Annotated in this window: 18 protein-coding genes; 8 read left to right on the top strand and 10 right to left on the bottom strand. The window is 69.2% G+C overall.

What is annotated here, in order from left to right; genetic code table 11:
- Positions 1-38 precede the first annotated feature (38 nt).
- Positions 39-644, top strand: coding sequence for a PPA1309 family protein (locus HF886_RS05020; protein WP_169619716.1), 606 nt, complete (start codon positions 39-41; stop codon positions 642-644).
- A 5-nt stretch (positions 645-649) separates the two neighbouring features.
- On the opposite strand, the gene HF886_RS05015 is transcribed toward HF886_RS05020, so the two are convergent.
- A complete protein-coding gene (locus tag HF886_RS05015; RefSeq protein ID WP_169619717.1) occupies positions 650-1,672 on the bottom strand; it encodes a PDZ domain-containing protein in 1,023 nt (340 codons plus the stop codon).
- Positions 1,673-1,759: 87 nt separating this feature from the next.
- Here HF886_RS05015 and HF886_RS05010 point away from each other — a divergent pair, with 87 nt between their 5' ends.
- The 3 genes from HF886_RS05010 to HF886_RS05000 all read left to right on the top strand — a co-directional run bounded on the left by HF886_RS05010 (position 1,760) and on the right by HF886_RS05000 (position 5,511).
- Positions 1,760-3,196, top strand: coding sequence for a zinc-dependent metalloprotease (locus HF886_RS05010; RefSeq protein ID WP_169651715.1), 1,437 nt, complete (start codon positions 1,760-1,762; stop codon positions 3,194-3,196).
- 93 nt (positions 3,197-3,289) lie between these two features.
- Positions 3,290-4,189, top strand: a complete 900-nt coding sequence (locus HF886_RS05005; RefSeq protein WP_169651714.1) for a hypothetical protein — start codon at positions 3,290-3,292, stop codon at positions 4,187-4,189.
- The gene (locus tag HF886_RS05000) at positions 4,186-5,511 is read left to right on the top strand and encodes an AarF/UbiB family protein (protein ID WP_169619720.1); all 1,326 of its coding nucleotides are present in this window, start codon (positions 4,186-4,188) and stop codon (positions 5,509-5,511) included. The genes HF886_RS05005 and HF886_RS05000 overlap by 4 nt, the downstream gene beginning before the upstream one ends.
- 19 nt (positions 5,512-5,530) lie before the next feature.
- Here HF886_RS05000 and HF886_RS04995 read toward each other — a convergent pair whose 3' ends face one another.
- Positions 5,531-5,785 carry a WhiB family transcriptional regulator gene (locus HF886_RS04995; protein ID WP_206036567.1) on the bottom strand — a complete coding sequence of 85 codons (255 nt, stop codon included), beginning with the start codon at positions 5,783-5,785 and terminating at the stop codon, positions 5,531-5,533.
- A 173-nt stretch (positions 5,786-5,958) separates the two neighbouring features.
- The gene (locus tag HF886_RS04990; protein ID WP_169651713.1) at positions 5,959-6,096 is read right to left on the bottom strand and encodes a hypothetical protein; all 138 of its coding nucleotides are present in this window, start codon (positions 6,094-6,096) and stop codon (positions 5,959-5,961) included.
- 176 nt (positions 6,097-6,272) lie between these two features.
- On the opposite strand from HF886_RS04990, the gene HF886_RS04985 reads away from it, so the two are divergent.
- A complete protein-coding gene (locus tag HF886_RS04985; protein WP_169619722.1) occupies positions 6,273-6,650 on the top strand; it encodes a VOC family protein in 378 nt (125 codons plus the stop codon).
- On the opposite strand, the gene HF886_RS04980 is transcribed toward HF886_RS04985, so the two are convergent.
- On the bottom strand, positions 6,639-8,774 hold the full coding sequence (locus HF886_RS04980; protein ID WP_169619723.1) for an ATP-dependent DNA helicase UvrD2: 2,136 nt from the start codon (positions 8,772-8,774) through the stop codon (positions 6,639-6,641). The genes HF886_RS04985 and HF886_RS04980 overlap by 12 nt on opposite strands.
- A 130-nt stretch (positions 8,775-8,904) precedes the next feature.
- Here HF886_RS04980 and HF886_RS04975 point away from each other — a divergent pair, with 130 nt between their 5' ends.
- Complete coding sequence (locus HF886_RS04975; RefSeq protein ID WP_169619724.1) at positions 8,905-9,159, top strand: mycoredoxin; 255 nt, start codon at positions 8,905-8,907, stop codon at positions 9,157-9,159.
- Between the two features lie 9 nt (positions 9,160-9,168).
- Here HF886_RS04975 and nudC read toward each other — a convergent pair whose 3' ends face one another.
- Positions 9,169-10,068: an NAD(+) diphosphatase gene (nudC, locus tag HF886_RS04970; RefSeq protein WP_169619725.1), complete on the bottom strand. Its 900-nt coding sequence runs from the start codon at positions 10,066-10,068 to the stop codon at positions 9,169-9,171.
- 10 nt (positions 10,069-10,078) lie between these two features.
- A complete protein-coding gene (locus HF886_RS04965) occupies positions 10,079-11,167 on the bottom strand; it encodes a potassium channel family protein (RefSeq protein ID WP_169651712.1) in 1,089 nt (362 codons plus the stop codon).
- Between the two features lie 116 nt (positions 11,168-11,283).
- Between HF886_RS04965 and HF886_RS04960 the strand changes: the two genes are divergently transcribed.
- Positions 11,284-11,685 (top strand): hypothetical protein, encoded by a 402-nt coding sequence (locus HF886_RS04960; RefSeq protein WP_169651711.1) that lies wholly within the window; start codon positions 11,284-11,286, stop codon positions 11,683-11,685.
- A gap of 10 nt (positions 11,686-11,695) precedes the next feature.
- Here HF886_RS04960 and HF886_RS04955 read toward each other — a convergent pair whose 3' ends face one another.
- Positions 11,696-12,376: an alpha/beta fold hydrolase gene (locus HF886_RS04955; RefSeq protein WP_169651710.1), complete on the bottom strand. Its 681-nt coding sequence runs from the start codon at positions 12,374-12,376 to the stop codon at positions 11,696-11,698.
- A gap of 163 nt (positions 12,377-12,539) precedes the next feature.
- Positions 12,540-13,757, bottom strand: a complete 1,218-nt coding sequence (locus tag HF886_RS04950) for an erythromycin esterase family protein (protein ID WP_169651709.1) — start codon at positions 13,755-13,757, stop codon at positions 12,540-12,542.
- A 113-nt stretch (positions 13,758-13,870) separates the two neighbouring features.
- Here HF886_RS04950 and HF886_RS04945 point away from each other — a divergent pair, with 113 nt between their 5' ends.
- Entirely contained in the window at positions 13,871-14,623 is a 753-nt protein-coding gene (locus HF886_RS04945; RefSeq protein WP_169651708.1) for a MerR family transcriptional regulator, read from the top strand.
- Here the strand turns inward: HF886_RS04945 and HF886_RS04940 are convergent.
- Entirely contained in the window at positions 14,620-18,018 is a 3,399-nt protein-coding gene (locus HF886_RS04940; protein WP_169651707.1) for a UvrD-helicase domain-containing protein, read from the bottom strand. The genes HF886_RS04945 and HF886_RS04940 overlap by 4 nt on opposite strands.
- A complete protein-coding gene (locus HF886_RS04935) occupies positions 18,015-21,365 on the bottom strand; it encodes an ATP-dependent DNA helicase (protein WP_169651706.1) in 3,351 nt (1,116 codons plus the stop codon). Before HF886_RS04935 ends, HF886_RS04940 begins: the two co-directional genes overlap by 4 nt.
- Positions 21,366-21,475: the final 110 nt, after the last annotated feature.

Genomic DNA, 21,475 nt, shown 5'->3' with positions numbered 1-21,475 from the left:
CCGACACCGATCCGGCCCACCAATGACAGGATAGGCGTGTGAATCAGCACCTTCCCGTCCCTTCCGAAGCCGCCCTGTCGCGTACGGTCCACGAGATCATCGACTACGTCGACGCCGAGGGATGGGACCAGCCGCCCGTCATGTTTGCGCTGGTACCGACCGTGCTGCTCGCGGCGTCGGAGCCGAGCCTCGGCGACCAGCTCGACGAGGGACACGAGTACACGCCGATCGCGCAGGAAGCGTTTCCCGAGGACGTGCAGGGCGGAAGCCCGGCCCTCGGCGAGTTCCTCGCGACCACGAGCTGGCCTTCCTCGGTCGCGGGCTGCGCACTCGTTCAGGAGATCGTGGTCCTGCCGCCCAACGCCGAAGCCGACCTCGACGACGCGGTGGTTCCGCTCGTCACCGACTCGCACTCGGTGGACGAGGCGGCCCGCTTCGCGGCGCACGCGCACCCCGACAGCAGACGAGCGCGGCTCATCGCCGCGGTGCTGCGGGACGGGCCGGCGATGACGTTGCTGCAACTCCGTCCCCTCGACGACGACGATCCGTTCGCCGGGGCGGAATTGCGGACCTACGAGAACCTCGCTCCCGAGGTGGTCGGAGCGCTGTACGCGACCCTGGAAGCAGAAGAAGACGACGACTGACGGACTCAGCAGGTGGGCGCGTCGCCGCCTGCCGCGATCGACTCCAGCGCGGCGGCCGCGCCCTCCAGCGTCTCGACCCTGACGAGCCGGACATCGTCCGGCTCGTTGGTGAGCGCCTCGGCGCAGTTGTCGGCGGGCACGAGGAAGACCTCGGCACCTTCCTCGTCCGCAGCGGTGAGCTTGTGGGTGATGCCGCCGATGGGGCCGACGATGCCGTCGGAGTCGATGGTTCCGGTCCCCGCGACGTTCAGCCCGCCGTTGATCTCGCCGGGACTGAGCTTGTCGACGAGTGCGAGACTGAACATCAACCCGGCCGACGGCCCGCCGATGTCGGCGAGGTTGAAGACCACCTCGAACGGCACGTCGGGAATCTCCTCGGTTGCGATACCGAGGAATCCCGCGCCCTCCCCTCCGGGTCGCTCCCCCACCACGACGTCGATCGTTTCCTCGGCGTCGCCGCGCAGGACGGTGATCGCGACGCTCTCGCCGGGAGTGACCGCTCCGACGGCGCGCTGTACCTGTCCGGCCGTTTCCACCGGTTCACCCGCGATCGCCACGATCCGGTCGTCCACCTGCAGATGTCCCGACGCGGGGGCGTCGTCCGCGATCTCGGCAACCCGGAGTATGACGGGCAGATCCAGGTAGTGCAGAGCAGCAAGTTCGGCACTGCGCTCCGACTGCGCGAACTGGGCTTGATCGACTGCTCGCACCTCGTCCTTGCTGCGGTTGGGCGGATACACCTGCTCACGTGGTGCCAGTCCGTACCGGCCGCTGAGCCACGCCGTCACCGTTTGCGCGAGGTTGAGGTTGTCGGTGACGCCGACGGTCGTCATCACCAGGCTGCCCGTCGTCTCGTCCGTCTCGACGCCCTCGATCTCGATGACCGGCTTGTCGTCCACGTCGCCGAGCGTGTCGAACGTGGGCCCGGGACCGAGTGCGACATAGGGAACGGTCAGATTGAATGCGATCAGGACGAGGGTGAGAACCGGGAGCAGCACGGCGAGAGGCATCACGAAGCGTCGATTCACCCGGCCAGAGTATCGGGCCGATCGTGTTCGCGGTCAGCGTGACCACGATGCCCGTGCTCCGACGGCGCGCCTTGTACCGTTGAGAACATGAGTGACACGCCCTTCGGATTCTCGAATCCCGACGACGACCCCGACCGCAAAAAGGACGAGGGTTCAGGAAGCGGGGGTGGGTCGCCGTTCGGCTTCGGCCTTCCCGGCGGTGGTGGCGACAACCCGTTCGGTGCGCAGGGCTTCGATCCCGCCCAGTTCGGGCAGATGCTCAGCCAGTTCGGCCAGATGCTCGCCGGGATGGGCAGCGCGATGGGCACAGGCGGGGCCGGCCCCGTGAACTACGAGATCGCCTCGAAGCTCGCGCGCCAGCAGATCGGTTCGGTCACTCCCGTCTCCGCGGGGACGGCCGACGCAGTGCGCGACGCGTCGCGGCTCGCGGAATTGTGGCTCGACGCGGCGACGACGCTGCCCGCCGGCGCCACCAAGACCGTCGCCTGGACGCCCGTCGAGTGGCTCGAGAACACCCTCGACACCTGGAAGCGCCTGTGCGACCCCATTGCCGAGCAGGTCAACGGCATGATGCTGCAGGGCCTGCCCGAGGAGGCCCGCGCGATGGCCGGACCGATGATGGGCATGTTCTCCCAGATGGGCGGGGTCGCGTTCGGTTCCCAGCTCGGTCAGGCACTGGGCCAGCTGTCCAAGGAGGTCATGACCTCCACCGATATCGGCCTGCCGCTGGGCCCGGCCGGCACCGCCGCCCTGCTGCCCGCCGCCATCGAGGAGTTCGGTGAGGGCCTCGAACAACCCGCCCAGGAAATCCTCGTGTTCATCGCCGCGCGGGAAGCCGCGCATCAGCGGCTCTACAGCCACGTGCCGTGGCTGCGCCAACGGCTCCTCGCGATCGTCGAGGAATACGCCCGCGGAATTCGCATGGACATGTCGTCGATCGAAGATCTGGCCCAAGGCCTCGACCCGTCCGCGCTGAGCGATCCGTCCAAGATCGAGGAAATCCTCAAGCAGGGTGCCTTCGAGCCGCAGACCACGCCCGAACAACTGGCAGCGCTCGAGCGACTCGAGACGATGCTCGCGCTGGTCGAGGGCTGGGTCGAGACAGTCGTGATCGATGCCCTCGGCGACCGGCTCCCCGGTGTGGCGGCGCTGAGCGAGACGCTGCGTCGCCGCAGGGCCACCGGCGGACCCGCCGAGCAGACCTTCGCGACCCTCGTCGGTCTCGAACTCCGTCCCCGCAAGCTGCGGGAAGCCGCCGCGCTGTGGCGTCGGCTCACCACCGACGCCGGAGCGGACGCGCGCGACAAGGTGTGGGAGCACCCGGACCTGTTGCCGGATTCGTCGGATCTGGACAATCCCGCCGCGTTCGTCGACCGCGTCATCGGTGGAGGCACCAGTGCCTTCGAGGATCCGATCGCACAGCTCCGCGAAACGATGGAACGCGAGCGTGCCGAGAAGGATCAGGACGGCGGGGACGACACCGCCGACCGCGAGCCGGACGACGATTCCGGAAAGAACTCCTGACACCACGTCGTCGCTGATAGAAGCCGCGATCGCCCTGTGGACAACCGCGTCGGGGGCGACCGCGGCGGGCCGGATGCCTGTGATGCTGCCCGTATGACATCCCCCGTGCGGGCGGCCACAGGTCTCGTCCTCGATCCCGATGTGCTGGTGCTGCACCGAGCCGACGGTTCGGTGCAGCTCGGGTGGGGCCCCGACACTGCCGCAGTCGTCGTGCCGCCCGACGGTATGGACGCGTTCGATGTCCGCGCCCTGCTCGTACTGCTGGACGGGAGCCTGCCGTACGAGGCTCTCGTCGAGGCGGCCGCAGCGCGCGGCCTGCCGGCACCCGCTGTCCGGGCGCTCCTCGACGAACTGGTCGGCGCCGGATCCGTGCGGCCGGCGCGACCCGCAACCGCGGCCGCGTCGTCTCCGCCGTGCGTGCGGTTGTACGGGGCGGGGCCCCTCGCACACGCGCTCGCCCCGCATCTGTCGCTGTGGGACACGAGGTGGTTCCGGTCGGTTCCACGTACCGACGACGCCGGTCTCACCACCCGGCTACCGGACTGCGTCGTGCTCGCCGACACCCAGGTGCCAGATCCGCGTCTCGTGCAGATCCTGATGCGCCACCGGGTCCCTCATCTGGCGGTCCGCGTACGTGACGGCCGCGGCGTCATCGGCCCGTTCGTTGTTCCCGGCCGTACCAGCTGCCTGCGCTGCGCCGACCTGGCTCGCACCGACGCCGACCCGTCGTGGCCGCGGCTCGCGGCACAGTTGTCCGGGCGGGAGGGACGAGCCGAGCGCTCCGTGATCGGCGCCACCGTCGCGGCCGCGCTGGCGCAACTCGATCTGTTCTTCGCCGACACTGCGTCGCCCACGCGGATCGCGGGCGCCGGTGCGCTCGCCCTCGACCGCACGATCGAGTGGGATATCCGCAGGACACAGCTCATCACCCGCAGGTGGCACCGCCATCCCGACTGCGACTGCCCGACTATCCCCGTCCCCGTTCAGGCATGATGGGGAGCGTGTCAGACATCCCTCGCAGAAGCTCTTCGCGTACCGCCAAACTCGCGAGCATCCCGCTGGGCATCGCCGGACGCGCCGCTGTAGGTTTCGGCCGGCGCCTCGCAGGTGGTGATCGCGGCGAGATCGACGCCGAGATGACTGCGAAGGCCGCCGAGCAGTTGTTCACGGTGCTCGGTGAGCTCAAGGGCGGCGCCATGAAGTTCGGGCAGGCTCTCAGTGTCATGGAGGCCGCTGTCCCGGAGGAATTCGCGGAGCCGTATCGCGAGGCACTGACCAAGCTGCAGGCGGCAGCACCTCCCCTTCCGGCCAAGTCCGTGCACCGTGTGCTCGATCAGCAACTCGGCACGAAGTGGCGCGAGCGATTCCAATCCTTCGACGACGTGCCCACGGCCTCGGCGAGCATCGGGCAGGTGCACCGCGCGGTGTGGTCCGACGGACGCGACGTCGCCGTGAAGGTGCAGTACCCCGGGGCCGACGAAGCACTGCGCGCGGACTTGCGGACGTTGTCGCGGTTCGCGGGAGTATTCGCGACCATGATGCCGGGCGCGGACGTCAGGGCGCTCCTCGACGAACTGACCGCCCGCACCGAGGAAGAACTCGACTATCGCACCGAAGCCGACAGCCAGCGGGCATTCGCGCGGGCCTTCGACGGCGACGAGAAGTTTCTCATCCCCCGCGTGGTGGCCAGTGCGCCGAAAGTGATGGTGACGGAATGGCTTTCCGCCACGCCGCTGTCGGTGATCATCAACGAGGGCACCCGCGAGCAACGTGACCGCGCGGGGGCGCTCCTCGCCGAATTCCACTTCTGCAGTCCGGCCAGAGCCGGTCTGCTGCACTGTGATCCGCATCCCGGCAACTTCATGTTGCTCGAGGACGGACGACTCGGCGTGATCGACTTCGGTGCCACCGCCGCGATGCCGGACGGATTCCCCCCGGTGCTCGGGCGCATGGTGCGACTCGCCCTCGAGGAACGTTTCGACGAGCTGACCGCCCTGCTCTACGACGAGAAGTTCGTACTCCCCGGCCGCACTGTCACCGATCAGGAGATCGCCGACTACCTACGGCCCTTCACCGACCCGATTCAGACCGAGTCGTTCCATTTTACGCGGGCGTGGCTGCAGAAGGTGGCGGGCACCGCGACGGATTTCTCGAGTGCACAGTTCCGGACTGCACGGACGTTGAACCTGCCACCGGAATACGCAAGCATCTTCCGCGTTCTGCTCGGGTCGGTGGGTATCTGCGCGCAACTCGACGCGCAGGCTCCCTATATGGCGATTCTCTCCGAATGGCTGCCCGGCTTCACCGAGGAGTAGTCGGGGCCGGGCAGCCGATTCAGGCGTACACCAGTTCTTTTCGCGGTTCGGCGACGACCGTCTTCCGGGGTCGCCCGCGGGGGCGTTTCCGGGCGACCACCGCGCCCTGGTGGATGATTTCGCCGCCCCACACTCCCCACGGTTCTTCGCGGTCGAGCGCTGCGGCGAGACAGCGCGCGCGTACGGGGCATCCGGCGCACAGCGATTTCGCCAGTTCCAGATCTGCCGGGGCCTCGGCAAACCACAGATCGGGATCGTCACCGTGACAGGGCAGAGGATCGCCCGCACGGAGGGTGTTTTCGCCGACACCTGATGCGGTCGAAGGGTTTTCGCTCGGCACGAGGACTCCTAGAGGTTCGATCGAAAGAGATGCGATGCGAACTCCGGCCGAAAAGACAAAGGCCACGGTCCGCTGGGCGGTTGTCCGTGGCCTGGAGTCGGAAGGGACTACCGCGTAGGTGTCCCGACGAGTCGTCCGGCCACGGACGAGAAGGCTACTGCGCGCCGACGCCATGTGCGCGGGGCGGCGGCGGATGCGGCGCGCGCCACGACGGGAGCGACGGCCGCATAATTGATGCTGATCATCACGGGCCACCTCGCTTTCGTCGTCACGCACGGGCTTCTCCCGTGGCAATGCAATACACAATAGTAATGCTGGTGCGATCAGCACAAGTTATTTTCTACCTGCGGTTTTGTCCAATTTTTGTCGAGCGTGGTTCGATTCGCCGCTCGCACCCTCACGCGGGACTAGAGTCCCGGCCATGCCACTGTCGACAACGAAATGTGTATCGGTTCTCGATTGTCCCGATCCGCGCGCGCTCGCGGGCTTCTACCGGGACCTGCTCGGCTGGACCACCGCGCGGGACGACGACGATTGGGTCGAACTCGCGCGCGACGACGCGAATTCGCTCGCATTCCAACGCGCACCCGATTTCACGCCCGCGCGCTGGCCTTCCGAAAGTGTGCACGTCCACCTCGACTTCTACGTCCCCGAATTCGAGGACGCCGAACGTCTCGCGCTCGACCTCGGCGCGACCCGCGTCGACGATCCGTCGAGCACAAAGAACTTCCGGGTGTACCGCGACCCCGCAGGCCACCACTTCTGCCTCTGCGTGGAGCCGGTAGGCCTAGATATCTAGCGTTGCCGCGGTACGTTCGCCCCGCACGAGCGCGAGCACGTCGGCGCCGTACTGCTCGAGCTTCTTCGCGCCGATGCCCGGAATCGAGACGAGCGCGCGGTCGTCGCGTGGCTGTTGTTCCGCGATCGCCACCAGGGTGTTGTCGCTGAACACGACGTAGGCGGGGACCTTGAGCTCCTTCGATCGCTCGCGGCGCCATTCCTTCAGCGCGACGAGCAGTTCCTCGTCGAGGTCGGACGGACAGCCCTCGCAACGCCCGAGCATCGTCGAGGTGGTGCCCAGGAGCGGCTTACCGCAGATCCGGCACTGCGGACGCTTCTTCTTCGGTGAGGCCGGCTCGACGATCTTCGACGCCGGAGAACTGTCGGGGATCAACCCGTTCAGGAAGCGGGACCGCCGCCGTGAGCGGCGCCCGCCTTCGGTGCGCGCCAACGCCCACGACAGCGACAGGTGCACCCGGGCGCGGGTGACGCCGACGTAGAGCAGACGGCGTTCCTCCTCGATACCCGCTTCGTCCGGAGGGGTGTCCTTGTCTCCGGTGACGTGGGTGATCGGCAGGGTGCCGTCGGTGAGCCCGACGAGGAACACCGCGTCCCACTCGAGGCCCTTCGCGGCGTGCAGCGATGCCAGAGTCACGCCCTGCACCGTCGGGGGCTGCCGCGATTCGGCGCGGGCCGCGAGGTCGCGCAGCAGACCGGTGAGGGTCAGCTCGGGTTCGTGCTCGAGCAGTTCTTCCGTGAGCTGGACCAGCGCCACCAGCGACGACCACCGTTCCCGGGCCTGCGCACCGGTGGGTTCGGTGTCGGTCAGGCCGAGCGGCACCAACGTGGCCCGGACCAGCGTGACGAGATGGCTGCCGCGATCGGCTCCGTCGGGCAGGTCGTTGCGCGCGTCGACCTGCCGAAGCGCGTTGATCGCCTGCCGCACCTCGGCGCGGTTGAAGAACCCCTCGCCGCCGCGCACCTGATACGGGATGCCGGTCTCGGTGAAGGCTTGCTCGTACACTTCCGATTGCGCGTTGATCCGGTACAGCACCGCGATTTCCGACGCCGGCACGCCGTCGCGCAGCAGTTTTGCGATGGCCTTCGCGGTCGCCTTCGCCTCCGCGGGTTCGTCGTCGTACTCGGCGAACGTGGGTTCCGGGCCGGGCGGCCGCTGCCCGATCAGTTTCAGCCGGGTGCCGGCGATCCGCCCGCGGGCTTCGCCGATGACGCGGTTGGCCAGTTCCACCACCTGCGGGGTCGAGCGGTAGTCGCGCTCGAGCCGGACGACGGTGGCGTCGGGGAACCGGCGCGAGAAATCGAGCAGGTACTTGGGCGACGCGCCCGTGAACGAGTAGATGGTCTGGTTGGCGTCGCCGACCACGGTGAGATCGTCGCGGTCCCCGAGCCATGCGTCGAGCACGCGCTGTTGCAGCGGCGTCACGTCCTGGTATTCGTCGACGACGAAACAGCGGTAGCGGTCGCGGAACTCGTCGGCGACAGCGGTGTTGTCCTCGAGCGCGGCGGCCGTGTGCAACAACAGATCGTCGAAGTCCAGGTAGAACCCTTCGTCGCCGCGGAACTTCAGCGATTCGTACATCTCGTACACCGCTGCGACGCGCTCGGCGGCGGCCGGCGGCTCGCGGCGGACCCGCGCGACCGTGGCCGGATAGTCTTCCGGCGCGATCAGCGACCCCTTGGACCACTCGATCTCCGAGAGCAGGTCGCGCACGGTGTCGGTGTCGGTCGGGAAGCCGCACCGATGTGCTGCCTGCGAGACGACGGAAAACTTGCGATCGAGCAACTGCCACGGAGTGTCGCCGACGACCTGCGGCCAGAAATACCGCAACTGCCGCAGCGCCGCGGCGTGGAAGGTGCGGGCCTGCACCGACGGTCCCGGTGCACCGACCCCCAGTTCACGGAGCCGCGAGCGCATCTCCCCCGCAGCCCGCGCGGTGAAGGTGACTGCCAGAACCTGGCCGGCGGCGACGTGCCCGTCGGAGACGAGGTGCGCGATGCGGCGGGTGATGGTGCGGGTCTTGCCCGTCCCGGCGCCGGCCAGCACACACACGGGGCCACGCGGCGCCCGCACAGCCGCCGCCTGTTGAGGGTCCAGGCCGTCCGCAACCGCATCCACACGCATGGCCTCCATCATGACAGTGCGAACCGACAACGCGACGCCGCACATCCTGTGCAGGCATATCCGCTGTGTCCGCGACCACATTCGGGGACCGGTCGGAACAGATCGCGGCGGCTGTGATGTTCTCCAAGTCATGACCACCACCGATGCACCCGCCTTGACCGTCTACTCCACCACGTGGTGCGGCTACTGCAAGCGTCTGAAGAAGCAGCTCGACGAGAACGGCATCGCCTACACCGAGATCGACATCGAGGCCGATCCCTCGGCAGCGGAATTCGTCGGCAGTGTCAACGACGGCAACCACATCGTGCCGACCGTCAAGTACGCAGACGGCACCACCGCCACCAACCCGCCGCTGTCGGCGGTCAAGCGCGCGCTCGGTCTGTAACAGCCCGGATCAGCCCCGGGCCCATCCTTCGAGCATGCCCCGGGCAATGGAGATCGAGCCCGGCAGCAGCAGAGGCACCTCGTCGGCCGACGCCCAGTCGCCGGCCTCGAGTGCGTTCCGCACCTCGTCGCGAGTGAACCATCGCGCCTCGCCGATCTCGCCGTCCCGGAATTCCAGGGGCTGAGCGGGGTCGGCGACGGCCGCGAACCCGAGCATCAACGACCGCGGAAACGGCCACGGCTGGCTTCCGAGGTAGCGGATGTCACGCACGTCGACGCCGACTTCTTCGCGGATCTCCCGCACCACACACGATTCCAGCGATTCGCCCGCCTCCACGAATCCTGCCAGGACGGAGAAGCGCCGCTCCGGCCACACGGGTTGACGCCCGAGCAGCACCCTGTCGCCGCCGTCGTGCACCAGGCAGATGACCGCCGGGTCCGTGCGCGGGAATTCCTCGTGCCCGGTCTCGGAACTGATCCGCGACCATCCGGACATGGTGGGTTCGGTGACGGAACCGTCGACCGCGCTGAACCCTGCCCGGTCGTGCCAGTTGAGCAAGGCCACCGCACTCACCATCAGGTCCGCGTCCGCGTCGTCGAGTGCGTCGCCGACCTTGCGCAGGTCCGCAACCTCTCCCGTCTGTGCGAGTACGCGGACGGCCCACACGTGCCGCTCGTCGCGCACACCGAGAAACACCGCCCCGGGGGCCGGCTCGGGGCCGAGTTCCGCGGCGGCACGGAACACCAGTGCCCCGTCCGCCACGGGCACCTGTCCCCGTCGGTCCACCTTCAGGAGTTTCGCGTCCGCCCACCCCGCCCGCAGCGCGTCCTCGTCGGAGCGAAGCTCTTCGGCGCGCTCGACGACGGTGCGCGACAGGAGTGGGGTACCGGACAGAGAGAAACTGGTCACTTCGAGCACACTAGCCGCGCATCGCGCCCGGCTGCGTGCCCACGAGCCGGATGTAGAGCAGCTTGTCGCCGGCCTCCACCGCATCCACCTCGGGCGAGCCGATCCGCCACATCCGGCCGTCGCGCACCACGGCAAGGACGATGTCCTTGAGGTGTCGCGGCGAACCGCCGATCTCCGACGGTTCCACGTCACGTTCGGCGATGGCGAATCCGGCTTCGGGGGTGAGCAGGTCCTCGATCATCTCGACCACGTTGGGTGTCGTCGTAGCGATACCCAGCAGGCGGCCCGCGGTCTCGGAGGAGATGACCACCGAGTCGGCACCGGACTGCCGCAGCAGGTGCGTGTTCTCGGACTCGCGGATCGCGGCGACGATCTTGGCCTTGGGGGCGATCTCGCGGGCACTCAGAGTCACCAGCACCGCGGTGTCGTCGCGGTTCGCGGCGACGATGACAGCGGCGGCGTGCTGCACACCCGCGAGGCGGAGAACGTCCGACTTGGTTGCCGAACCCTGGACCGTCACCAGTCCCTGCCCGGCCGCGGATTCCAGGACGACGGGATCGGTGTCCACCACCACGATGTCGGATGGGGCGACACCGTCGCCCAGCATGGCGTCGACGGCGGTACGGCCCTTGGTGCCGTAGCCGATGACGACGGTGTGATTACGCACGCGGCGCCTCCATCGTTGGATCTTGAATGCTTGTCGTGAACTCGCGGTCAGAGCCGACAACGTCGTTCCGACCAGCACGATCAGGAAGAACACCCGCAGCGGGGTGATCACGAGAACGTTGATCAGGCGCGCTTCGGGTGTGAAGGGAGTGATGTCGCCGTACCCGGTGGTCGACAGCGACACGGTCGCGTAATAGAGACAGTCCAGCAACGACAACGCGTTGCCCTGGGCGTCGCGGTACCCGTCGCGGTCGAGGTAGACGACCAGCACCGCGAACAGCAGCGCCGCGAAGGCGTAACCGATGCGACGCGCAATCGCGATTCCGGGACTCGTCTGCTCTTCCGGCACCCGGAGGACGCCCACCAACGCGAAGTCCGGACGCTCGGTGAGCTGATCGGAGCGACTGAACCTCGCACGCAATCTACCGGGCATCGTGCCTACTCCACCTCGTCTCGGTCCCCAGGGGGGACCTCACTTACACCGTAGCGATGCCGGACGGCCATCGATTCCGGATCGCAGCCTACGCGCCGCCCGCTACTGTGGCGCCCATGTCCACCCAACCGTCCCGACGACCGGCGTTGCGGCTCGCCGCATTGCTCCTCGGCGCAGGCACGATGCACTTCGTCCGACCGCAACCCTTCGACGGCATCGTCCCCCGCGCGCTGCCCGGTTCCGCCCGCACCTACACCCACGTCTCGGGAGTCGCCGAGATCGGGGTCGGGCTCGCGCTCGTGGTGCCGCGTACCCGCCGGACGGGTGGCGCGCTGGCTGCTGCGCTGTTTCTCGCGGTGTTCCCTGCGAACGCGCAGATGGCCGTCACGTGGCTGCGCAGCGACCGGATCTCACCGGTGGCAAAGGCCGTCGCGGTGGCACGGCTGCCGCTGCAGATCCCTCTCGTCACCGCGGCCCTCGAGGTGCGTCGCCTCGCCCCGGGGGCGCACCGCCGCTGACCCCGTGCGTCTACGCACCGAGGAGAATGTCGACGAGTTCGGACGGGCGCGCAAGTGCCACAAGGTGTCCCGAGTCGACGACCACCGGCTCGACACCGGCGCGCGCACGGGACAGTGCCGTCAGGAACGGGAGCGGGAACAACCGGTCGCGCCGGCCTGCGACAACCCGCACCGGAACGTCGGGCCAGCGCTCGGCATCCCAGGCGGGTTCGAACGCCGCGTCCGACAGGCGCGTCTCCTCGTGGGCGAACGCTTCCTCGGTGACGGCGTCCGGGATGTCGTGGAAGAACAACTCCCGTATGTCGAGCGGTGCATCGGGGTCCCGTCCGTCCGCGACGGCCTGCTCCCGCTGAGCATCCTCGTGCCCGACGTCGCCCGACCACTGCGCCGGTGATTCGCCGGGCGCAGGGATCATCGGTGCCACCAGCACGAGTTCGTCCACAGCACACCGCTCTGCGATACGAACGGCGGTGAACGCCGACATCGATTGGGCCACCACCACGAGGGGTCCGGGAGCATCGCCGAGCGCCGCAACCACGAAGTCTGCGTACGAGTCCTGGTTCTCGTTGTCGTCGGCGTACGGGAGATCGACGGCGAGCGCGGCGTGCCCGCGTCCCTCGAGCATCGGCACCACCCGGTGCCAGTACCACGAGTCCGACCCTGCTCCCGGCAACAGCACAAAGGTCGACACGGCCGCCCCTTTCCGTCGAACGGTGCCTACGAGCGTAACGGCGCGCGGGGGGCCCGCACAGCGGGTTTTCACAGGCCGGCGGGTTTTCACGGGCCTGAGCCTCGCTTCCACCTGATGCAGACCGCGGATGTGCCTCTGGTCTGCGCGTCATCGATGTGGCGCGTTACCAGTACTGGTGCTGGTGCCCGTCGGTGTCGGCAACGAAGACGATCGCGTCGGCGCGCTCCACGTCGGCCGGACTCAGCGGAATATGTCCTCGGACAATGGGTTCGCCCGTGCCGAGCGAGCGCGGAAGGGCAGCGTGCAAGGGCTTCGCAGGGAACAGGGCGCGCCGTGCGGTCGCCTCGGCGAGTGTGCCCTGAAGGGTGCCTGGACGGGGGTGCAGCCCGGCGTCCGCGGCAACGAACATGTAGCGCTCTCCGAGAGCAAAGCCGACGAGCGCACCGGCACTTGGCCCTATCGCTCCCTCGTTGTCGACCGGCATGGACGACTGCGTTCGCTGGAGGTGGGCGTTGTGCGCAAACACCAGGCTCGGCCCACGGCCCTTCTCCTTGGACACGATCGCGAGAAGGTTCTCGGCCATCATGGCGGCGCGCAGGCTGAGCAGGGTGGCGATGCGGTCCGACGCGGTGTGCGCCATGGCCGCGTGGTAGCGAAGCAGACCCCGCGCGGTGTGCGCGTACGCGAGGGCATCGTCGTACGCCACCGGATCGGTGGGAGCGAGGACGGGCGCTGCGCGGCGCAGCACGCTGATGAGGTCGTCCGCGACCAGGCGCAGGGCGCGAGCACGCTCGGAGTCCCCGATGGACGCAGCCGGGTCCCGCATCGCGTCCGGGTTCGTCCAGTCCGCGTCGTCGCCGAGCAGTCCGTCGACGTCCCCGGCCGAGTCCGGATGCAGCGCAGCGGGCAGGTACTCCAGAACGACGGACAGTGCGTGTCGTGGGCTGGGTGCGCCGGAGAATTCCACCGGGGCGTCGAATCCGTAGAAGCGCACCCGATCCCGCGCGGGACGACCGGTGTTGTAACCGCGGAGCCATTCGACGAGTTCGCGGTTGCCGGGGACGCGGCCGAAACCATGACTGAAGCCGCGCTCGAGGACATCGTCGATCTCCGTTGCCCCGCCCCCGACGTAGTTGTCGACGACAGAAGCGGCGAGGACATCGGTCTCCAGCACGATCGAGCGGTATCCGCGTTCGACGAGGTGACAGAGAAGTTCGTTGCGCAGCAACGGGAATGCGGCGATTCCGTGGGTCGGCTCGCCGAGGGCGAGCAGGCTCGGGGGTTCCTGCCGCGTGGCAAGCAACTCGTCGAACGCGCTTCCCAGATCTCCGGGCGTGTCCAATTGCCGGCAGATCTCGGTCGGCGACGTGGTCGTAGACATGAATTCTCCTTCCGGGAAAACCTGCCTTCGACGCTATCGTTGAAGAATCGGGTGAAGGTTGTCTCCTATCGGCCCACGACAGGGAGATCCAAGCCTCAAACAAAGGAAATACGATGCGGCCCGTCGACCTCGCCCGCGAACACGGGTTGTCCGCACAGGCGATCCGCAATTACGACGATGCGGGCATCTTCCCGCCGACCGGGCGCACCGAGGCCGGCTACCGGTATTACACCCCTCTTCACGCGCAGGCTCTGCGGACCTTCCTCACGTTGCGGCGCGGACACGGGCACCGGCGAGCGACGGACATCATGCGTGCGGTCAATCGGCACGACACCGAGTCCGCCTACCGGCTGATCGACGCGACACACGTCGAGGTGCTCGCCGAACGCGACACCCGAACAGAGGTCGCGACGGTTCTCGGTGGTCTCACCGCGACGGCACCTGCTTCCGTCCCGGGCCGGCCCCTCACGGTGGGCGAACTGGCACGAAGGCTCGGAGTTCACGCGGCGACGCTGCGGGCGTGGGAGTCCCAGGGAATCCTCCGGCCCGAACGTGATCGCGCGACCGGTTACCGCATGTTCGGTGCCGAGTCCGTGCACGACGCCGAGATCGCACGACAGTTGCGCCGGGGCGGCTACCCGCTGCGCCAGGTCGCCCGGTTCCTCGCATCGCTGCGCGACGCGGGCGGTGCGGACGCACTGAGCCGGTTCCTCGGCTCCTGGCAGGCGCGGCTGGCTGTGCGCAGCCGGGACCTCCTTGCCGGCGCGGGGACACTCGACGCCTACCTGTCCCTCCTCGACCACGCCGCGGCCTCCTCCGGCGCTGCTGCACCTTCCGACAGCGCGCCGCCGCCCCACACCGGCTAGGAGGCGGGCTCCCCCGGCTGTCCGGCATCCCCGGCAGAATCGTCCCGGGCAGAGTCGTCCCCGGCACCCCGCACGAGCTGTTCCATCGCGGCCGCGCCGGGGAGATCTCCGGGTGCGACGGTGCGGCCCGTACGGACGTAATGGAATGCCGCACGCACCTTGTTCAATGGAGGCTCGGCCGGTCGCCCGGTGATGCGTGTGATGCGGGCCGCCATGAGCTGCGCCCACGCCAGCCGATATGCGGCCAGCTGCAGACCGACCGACGCCAGTGCGTCCGCGTCGGGCTCGGCACCGGTCTTCCAGTCGATGACCGTCCAGCCTCCGTCGGGATCCTCGAACACCGCATCGATGCGACCACGGATGACGGTGCCGCCCAGCGACGTCTCGAACGGGACTTCCACCTCGACCGGGTTGCGGGCAGCCCACGGCGACCGCAGGAACGCCTCCTGCAGCCGCTCGAAGTGGGATTCGTCGCCGCCTTCGTCGTCGGCGCCGGGAAGTTCGTCGAGGTCGAGCAGACGCGTTGCGCCGAAACGGCGTTCGAGCCACGCGTGGAAGGCGGTACCCCGGCGCGCCAGTGGGTTCGGCCGGAACGGCAGCGGACGACGCAGACGTGCTGCCAGCGCCTCCGGGTCGGTCGCGAGGTCGACCAGTTGGCTGACCGACAGCTGGGCCGGGAGCATCACCTCGGCGGCCCGTTCGAACCGCTGTTCCCGTTCGGCGAGCAACGCATCGACGTCGGCTGCCCAGTCGTCCGGATCGTCCTCGCTGCTGCCGGGCGGATTCGGTTCGCCGGCGTCGAGTGCCGAGAGCACGAGCGCAGCTCCCCGCTGGACGTCGGCACGACGCGAACCGAGCGGGTCGCGAGGCCAGGTGGCACTGCGGGGCGACTCCGTCATGGGGTTACGAGCACCGGGTTCCGGTGCCGGCTCCCACACCTCGATCGTCCCCAGTTCGCTTCGCGCCGAGACCAATTCGTGCATCTCCTCGAGGAACTCGGACGGGCCCTTCGGTTCGGCCCCCGTATCGCCCCAGTGGTGACCCGACACGAACAGGGCACGCTCGGTGCGGGTGAGCGCGACATAGAACAACCGGCGATCCTCGTCGAGCTTGCGACTCTTGAGGGCACCCTTGTGGCGGTCGATGGCGTTCTCGAGCATCTTGCGATCGAAGATGTCGTCGAGTTCGAGCACCGGCACCCCGTCGGTGCTCGACCCCGGATCGTCGCCCGGCATCGCGCGGTCGCCACGCAGCTGCGGGGGCAATTCGGTGACGGACCCCAGCCACGTCGCGGCGGCAGACGAGGACGGAAAGACGCCCGCGGTGACGTGCGGAACCGCCACGACCTCCCATTCGAGCCCCTTCGCCGAATGGACGGTGAGTATCTGCACCCGTTCGGGGTCGACTTCGACCTCACCCGGCGCGAGCCCCTTTTCGATCTCCTCCGCGGCCGCGAGGTAGCCGAGCAGTCCACCGAGGGTCGCGTGGGTGCGCGCCGCATACGACGCCACCACATCGGCGAACGCGTCGAGGTGCTCACGGCCGGCGATACCGCCGCGACCACCGACTCGCGCTTCCGCTTCGATACCGATTCCGAGGACCCGTTCGACCTCGGCAACGAGTTCGGTGAGCGGCTGGCCGAGACGCTCACGCAGCGAGGCGAGTTCGCGGGCCAGCGCGGTGATGCGCGCGAACCCGAATTCCGAGTACTGGCCCGGATCACCCGGATCGGAGATGGCGTCTGCCAGGCCCGCCTGGTCGGCGTATTCGCCGGGCAGCGAGGAATCGAGTGCCTCGTCGAGCGCATCGGGGTCGGTGACGGCACCGGCCACTCCGTAGCGACCGGCGATGGCGAGTGTCTGGGCGCGTCGCCACAGTGCCTTCAGATCGGCCGCGCCGATCTGCCACCGGGCACCGGTCAGCACACGCACGGCCGCACTGCCGGCCAGCGGGTCGGCCGCGAGCCGCAACATGGCGAGCAGGTCGGCGACCTCGGGCGTGTGCAACAAGCCCCCGATGCCGACGACCTCCACCGGCAGGTCGCGGGCACGCAGGGCTTCGGCGATCGGGGCGGCGTCGGCGTTGCGCCGCACCAGCACCGCCGCACTCGGCGGTGGTTTTCCGGCCTCGCGCGCGGCTGCGTACTCCGCGGCGATGCGGTCGGCGACCCAGTTGCGCTCGGCGTCGATGTCGGTGTGCAGCGCCAACCGCACGTCGCCGGGCACGGCGTCGGGCCGGGGCCGCAGGCGGCTGACCGCCACGCCACGATCGCGCAGGGGTTCGGACGAGACGTTCGCGAGGTCCAGGGCTTCGGGAGGATTGCGCCAGCTGGTCAGCAGTTCGAGGGTGGGCGCGGGACGCCCGCCCGGCAACGCGAAGTCGGTGGCGAATCGCGGGAGGTTCGCCGCCGAGGCGCCGCGCCAGCCGTAGATCGACTGCATCGGGTCGCCCACGGCGGTGACCGCGAGATTCGGGTCCTGAGCACCTCCGAACAGCGATCCGAGCAGCACGCGCTGCGAGTGACCGGTGTCCTGGTATTCGTCGAGCAGCACGGCCCGGAACCGTTCGCGTTCCCCGGCGCCCACTTCGTAATGATCGCGGGCGACCCGCGCGGCGAGCGACATCTGACTGCCGAAGTCCAGGGCGCCTTCCCTGCGGAGGGTGTCGGACAGTCGCTGGACGAGCGGGAGCAACTGCAACCGGTCGTGCTGTGTCTCCAGGTATCCGAGAAGCGTTTTCGACGGTCCGCCGCGCTGGCCCGGCCCTGCCGGCAGCGTATGGATCAGCTTGTCGAGTTCGGTGTGCGCCTCGCGAAGGTCTTCCGGCTCGACGAGATGTTCGGCGAGCTGGCCGGACAGCGCGAGCACCGCCTCCGTCACCGACGCCGGGCTGCGGTCGGTATCGAGTTCGCCGTCCCACGCACTGACGACCCGGTGGGCGACCTGCCACAATTCCGTTTCCGACAGGAGCGTTGCCGTCGGTTCGATCGGCAGCAGCAAGCCGTGCTCGCCGAGCAACCGGCCGGCGTACGCGTGGTAGGTACCCACCTCGGGCTCACCGGCGAGGATGCGGGCGCGCAGGCCTCCCTCCGGGTCCAGATCCCGGATCAGGGCCGAGCCTGCGAGTTTCGCGAGACGGGTTCGGATGCGGGCGGTGAGCTGTTGGGCGGCCTTGCGCGTGAAGGTGAGGCCCAGCACCTGTTCCGGTTCGACAAGCCCGTTGGCGACGAGCCACACCACCCGTGCGGCCATCGTCTCCGTCTTGCCTGCTCCGGCACCCGCCACGACGAGCACGGGCCCCATGGGCGCTTCGATGACGGCGGCCTGCTCGGCGGTCGGTGGATGTTGTCCGAGCGCCTCGGCCAGCCGGGCGGCACTCACTGCGGGGGTGGTCATCCGTCCGTCACCTGCCTTCCTTCGTCGTGGGCAGGGCAACTGGACAGCACCGGGCAATGCCGGCAGCCGTCGTTGACCTGCGCGAGGAACTGCGGTCCCTGCGTCGCCGCGGCCGCCTCGTGGATCACCTCGCGCCAGTGGGCGAGGCCCTCTTCGTCGAGGGGCGGCTGTAAACGCTGGGTCGCGCCTTCCTTGTTGTGAGGTTTGGCCACGAACACCAGCCGGGCACCGCCGGGCGACGACGCCGGTTCCCCGTCGATCGCTCCGGCAGCAGCCGCCACCTGGTACGCGGCGAGCTGTGCGTGGTCGCGCGCGGCGTCCTTGGACACGGGATTCTTCGCGGTCTTGACGTCGACGACGACGGGCCGGCCGTCGGGGTCGCGTTCGAGCCGGTCGATGCGACCTTTCAGCCGCACGCGCGGCAGGTCGTCGGAGGGGGGTTCGAGTATTCCGTCGACACTGACCTCGACGCCGATCTCGGTGAGGTCGTTGCGCGTGCCCTGCAGCCAGGTCGAGAACGTGTCGAGCATGCGGCGGGTGCGTTCGAGTTCACGTTTCGCATACCACTCGGACCCCAAATCGACTGAATCCCAGGCTTTTTCGAGAGCCTGATCGATGCGCTCGGGTGGGATACGGCCGGCGAGGGCCTGCACGAGCGTGTGGACGAGCGTGCCGGTGACGGCGTGACTGTTCTCGCCGTCGGCACCTCCGTGCCGCTCGAACATCCATCGCAGCGGGCAGGTGACGAGTTGTTCGACGGTGGACGGCGACAACCGGACCGCGTCGTCGCCGGGATCCCACAACGGCGCCGCGGTGCTGGGATCGGAAGTGCCGTACCACTCGTCGGGGTGGGCACCGCGCACGCCCGCGCGGGCGAGCCGGGCCAGTTGCGCGGCCGCCGTGCGCTGCCGCTCCGGTTCGTGTTCGGCAACCAGCGGATCGCACACCACGCTGCGCAGCTCGGCGACGAGCGCGGGCAACGCGAGCACCCGGATGCGCACCTCTTCGGGCATCTCGGAGTCGGGCACGGCGTCGGGATCGTCGCCGCCGAGCAGTTCGTCGACGAACCGCGAACGTACGAGTTCGGTATCGCCGCTCACCGAGTCGACCGCGGTGACCAGCAGGTGTGTGCGGGCTCGGCTGCAGGCGACGAGGAACAGCCTGCGCTCGTCGGCGAGCAGTGGTGCCATGCGCGACAACCGCACCGACGCATGCTCGCCACCGTCGGCACCCGACACCGCATCGATGAGCGATTCGATGCCGAGCAGGGTGCCCCGCGCCCGCAGACTCGGCCACAAGCCTTCCTGCACACCGGCGACCACGACGACATCCCATTCGCGCCCGGCGGCGGAATGCGCGCTGACCACCGTCACCGCTTCGGTCTCGGCGACCAACCGCGTGCGCACGGTGCCGGGAATCTCCTGCTCGGTCAGGTAATCCACGAATCCTGCGATCTGCGCGCGGGGTAGGCGGTCGACGTAGTCGGCGGCGGCGTCGAACAATGCCACGACAGCGTCGAGGTCGCGGTCGGCCTGCGCGCCGACCGGTCCGCCGCGGGCCGACGCGGCGGCCCAGCGTCGTTCGAGACCGGTGGCTTGCCAGGCCTCCCACAGCACGTCCTCGAGTCCGCCGCCCCGCAGGGCCGCGGAGCGGGCTTTGCGCAGCACGCCGAGAACCTTTCGCAGCGGCGCGGACTCCACCTCGGTCAGGCCGCGGACGAGGTGAGCGGTCTCGCCGCCCTTGTCACCGTGGTCACCGCCGTCGCCGTCGGTGAGCAGCAGACGCAGCAGTTCCGCAGAGTCGCGGTCGCGCCCGGACGCCAATTCGACGCGGCGCAGACCTCGCCGCAGACGACGCAGGGCGACGGGTTCGGCACCGCCGACCGGACCCGACAGCAGCGCCAGCGCCTCCTCGCCGCCGAACCGGCGACCGGACACTGCCCGCAGCACGAGCAGCAGACCTGCCACGCTGTGCTGCCGGGCGAGAGGCAACTCGGAGGCCGCGGTGGTCATGGGGACGCCGGCGGCGAGCAGCGCGCGTCGCAGCGGTGCGAGGACTCGCGGCACCGATCGGACGACGATCGCCATGCGGGACCAGGGCACTCCGTCGACGAGGTGGGCGCGGCGCAGGGTGTCGGCGACGAGCGCGGCTTCCTTCGCCTGCGACGGCTGCACCACCACCCGCACCGAGCCGGGTTCGGTTGCGGCCTCGGGTGAGATGCCATCGGGCGAGGTGCCATCGGGTGAGGCGGCGCCGCGATGCGGAGGCAGCCCGGGCACTCTGCGCGCGATGCGGTGGGTCACCGCCGCTACCGCGGGCGCGGCCCGGTAATTGGTACCGAGCACGATGCGGCGGGACGGATCGTCGTCGGCCAACCGTTCGAGAAAGGTGGGATCGGCGCCACGGAAACCGAACACGCTCTGGTCGGGGTCGCCCGCGACGGTGCTCGTCCGGGTACCGGTGCCGATCACCCGCACGAGGTGAGCCGCCTGCGGGTCGAGGTGCTGCGCATCGTCGACGAGCAGGTGACGGATCCGGTTGCGCTCGGACGCGAGCAGGTCGGGGTCGGTCGCGAAGGCGGCAAGCGCCGCCCCGACGAGTTCTGCCGCGTCGAGCGCGGGCGCGGTCGCTTCGGGTGCTTCGAGACCGACGGCGCCGCGCAGCAGCATGACCTGCTCGTACCGCTGCGCGAATCGCCCGGCCGCGACCCACTCGGGGCGATCACGCCGCTCGCCCAGTGCGACGAGGTCTTCGGGACCGAGCCCGCGCTCGCTGGCACGCAGCATCAGATCGCGGAGTTCGACGGCGAATCCGGTCATACCGAGGGCGGGGCGGAGTCGCTCGGGCCACCCGGTGGCACCGTCGTCGATGTCGCCACGGAGCAGTTCGCGTAGGACCGCGTCCTGTTCGGCGCCGGTGATCAGTCGCGGCGGCGGGTTGCCGTGCGCAGTTGCCTGTAAGCGCAATACCGCGAACGCGTACGAGTGGACGGTGCGGACCAGCGGCTCCCGGGTGGCGCGTGCACCGGCACCCAGCAGCCCGGCGGTGATCGCCTCGCGCAGCGCTGTCGCGGCGCGGCGGGAGTGGGTGAGTACGAGGACGGACTCGGGATCGACCCCGGAGGAGATGCGATGTACCACCAGGTCGACCAGCAGCGACGTTTTGCCGGTACCGGGCCCGCCGAGCACCTGCCAGGGGCGCCATCGCGGGGCGGGCGGTGCGTCGGCGAACACTGCCCGCACATCGTCGGGCCACGTCCTGGCGGCCGGTGCGACATCCGGTCGCCGGACCAGTCGCGCGGCAGGTCGTCGCGAGCGGTCGGGCGCACGGAGGTCGAGGTCGGGCATATCGACATCCCACCAGAACCCCCCGACAACCGGCCGGTGGCATCTGCCGTCTCCCTGCCCGGAGAATCGTTAACGCCCGGAAGCAACGGGTAGGTAAGGCTAGGTTAAGC

It is taken from the genome of Rhodococcus sp. 105337 (genome assembly GCF_012844225.1).
Lineage (GTDB): Bacteria > Actinomycetota > Actinomycetes > Mycobacteriales > Mycobacteriaceae > Rhodococcus.
Note: the sequence above shows the minus strand (reverse complement) of the source record. Positions and strands in the feature narration are given on the sequence as shown.

Excerpts from the sequence above, each read along its gene's own strand:
- HF886_RS04990 (WP_169651713.1), bottom strand. The coding sequence starts at position 6,096 with ATGATCAGCATCAATTATGCGGCCGTCGCTCCCGTCGTGGCGCGCGCC.
- HF886_RS04940 (WP_169651707.1), bottom strand. The coding sequence starts at position 18,018 with ATGACCACCCCCGCAGTGAGTGCCGCCCGGCTGGCCGAGGCGCTCGGA.
- HF886_RS05000 (WP_169619720.1), top strand. The coding sequence starts at position 4,186 with ATGATGGGGAGCGTGTCAGACATCCCTCGCAGAAGCTCTTCGCGTACC.
- HF886_RS05005 (WP_169651714.1), top strand. The coding sequence starts at position 3,290 with ATGACATCCCCCGTGCGGGCGGCCACAGGTCTCGTCCTCGATCCCGAT.
- HF886_RS04960 (WP_169651711.1), top strand. The coding sequence starts at position 11,284 with ATGTCCACCCAACCGTCCCGACGACCGGCGTTGCGGCTCGCCGCATTG.
- HF886_RS04980 (WP_169619723.1), bottom strand. The coding sequence starts at position 8,774 with ATGCGTGTGGATGCGGTTGCGGACGGCCTGGACCCTCAACAGGCGGCG.
- HF886_RS04965 (WP_169651712.1), bottom strand. The coding sequence starts at position 11,167 with ATGCCCGGTAGATTGCGTGCGAGGTTCAGTCGCTCCGATCAGCTCACC.
- HF886_RS05010 (WP_169651715.1), top strand. The coding sequence starts at position 1,760 with ATGAGTGACACGCCCTTCGGATTCTCGAATCCCGACGACGACCCCGAC.
- HF886_RS04945 (WP_169651708.1), top strand. The coding sequence starts at position 13,871 with ATGCGGCCCGTCGACCTCGCCCGCGAACACGGGTTGTCCGCACAGGCG.
- HF886_RS04950 (WP_169651709.1), bottom strand. The coding sequence starts at position 13,757 with ATGTCTACGACCACGTCGCCGACCGAGATCTGCCGGCAATTGGACACG.
- HF886_RS04975 (WP_169619724.1), top strand. The coding sequence starts at position 8,905 with ATGACCACCACCGATGCACCCGCCTTGACCGTCTACTCCACCACGTGG.
- HF886_RS04985 (WP_169619722.1), top strand. The coding sequence starts at position 6,273 with ATGCCACTGTCGACAACGAAATGTGTATCGGTTCTCGATTGTCCCGAT.
- HF886_RS04935 (WP_169651706.1), bottom strand. The coding sequence starts at position 21,365 with ATGCCCGACCTCGACCTCCGTGCGCCCGACCGCTCGCGACGACCTGCC.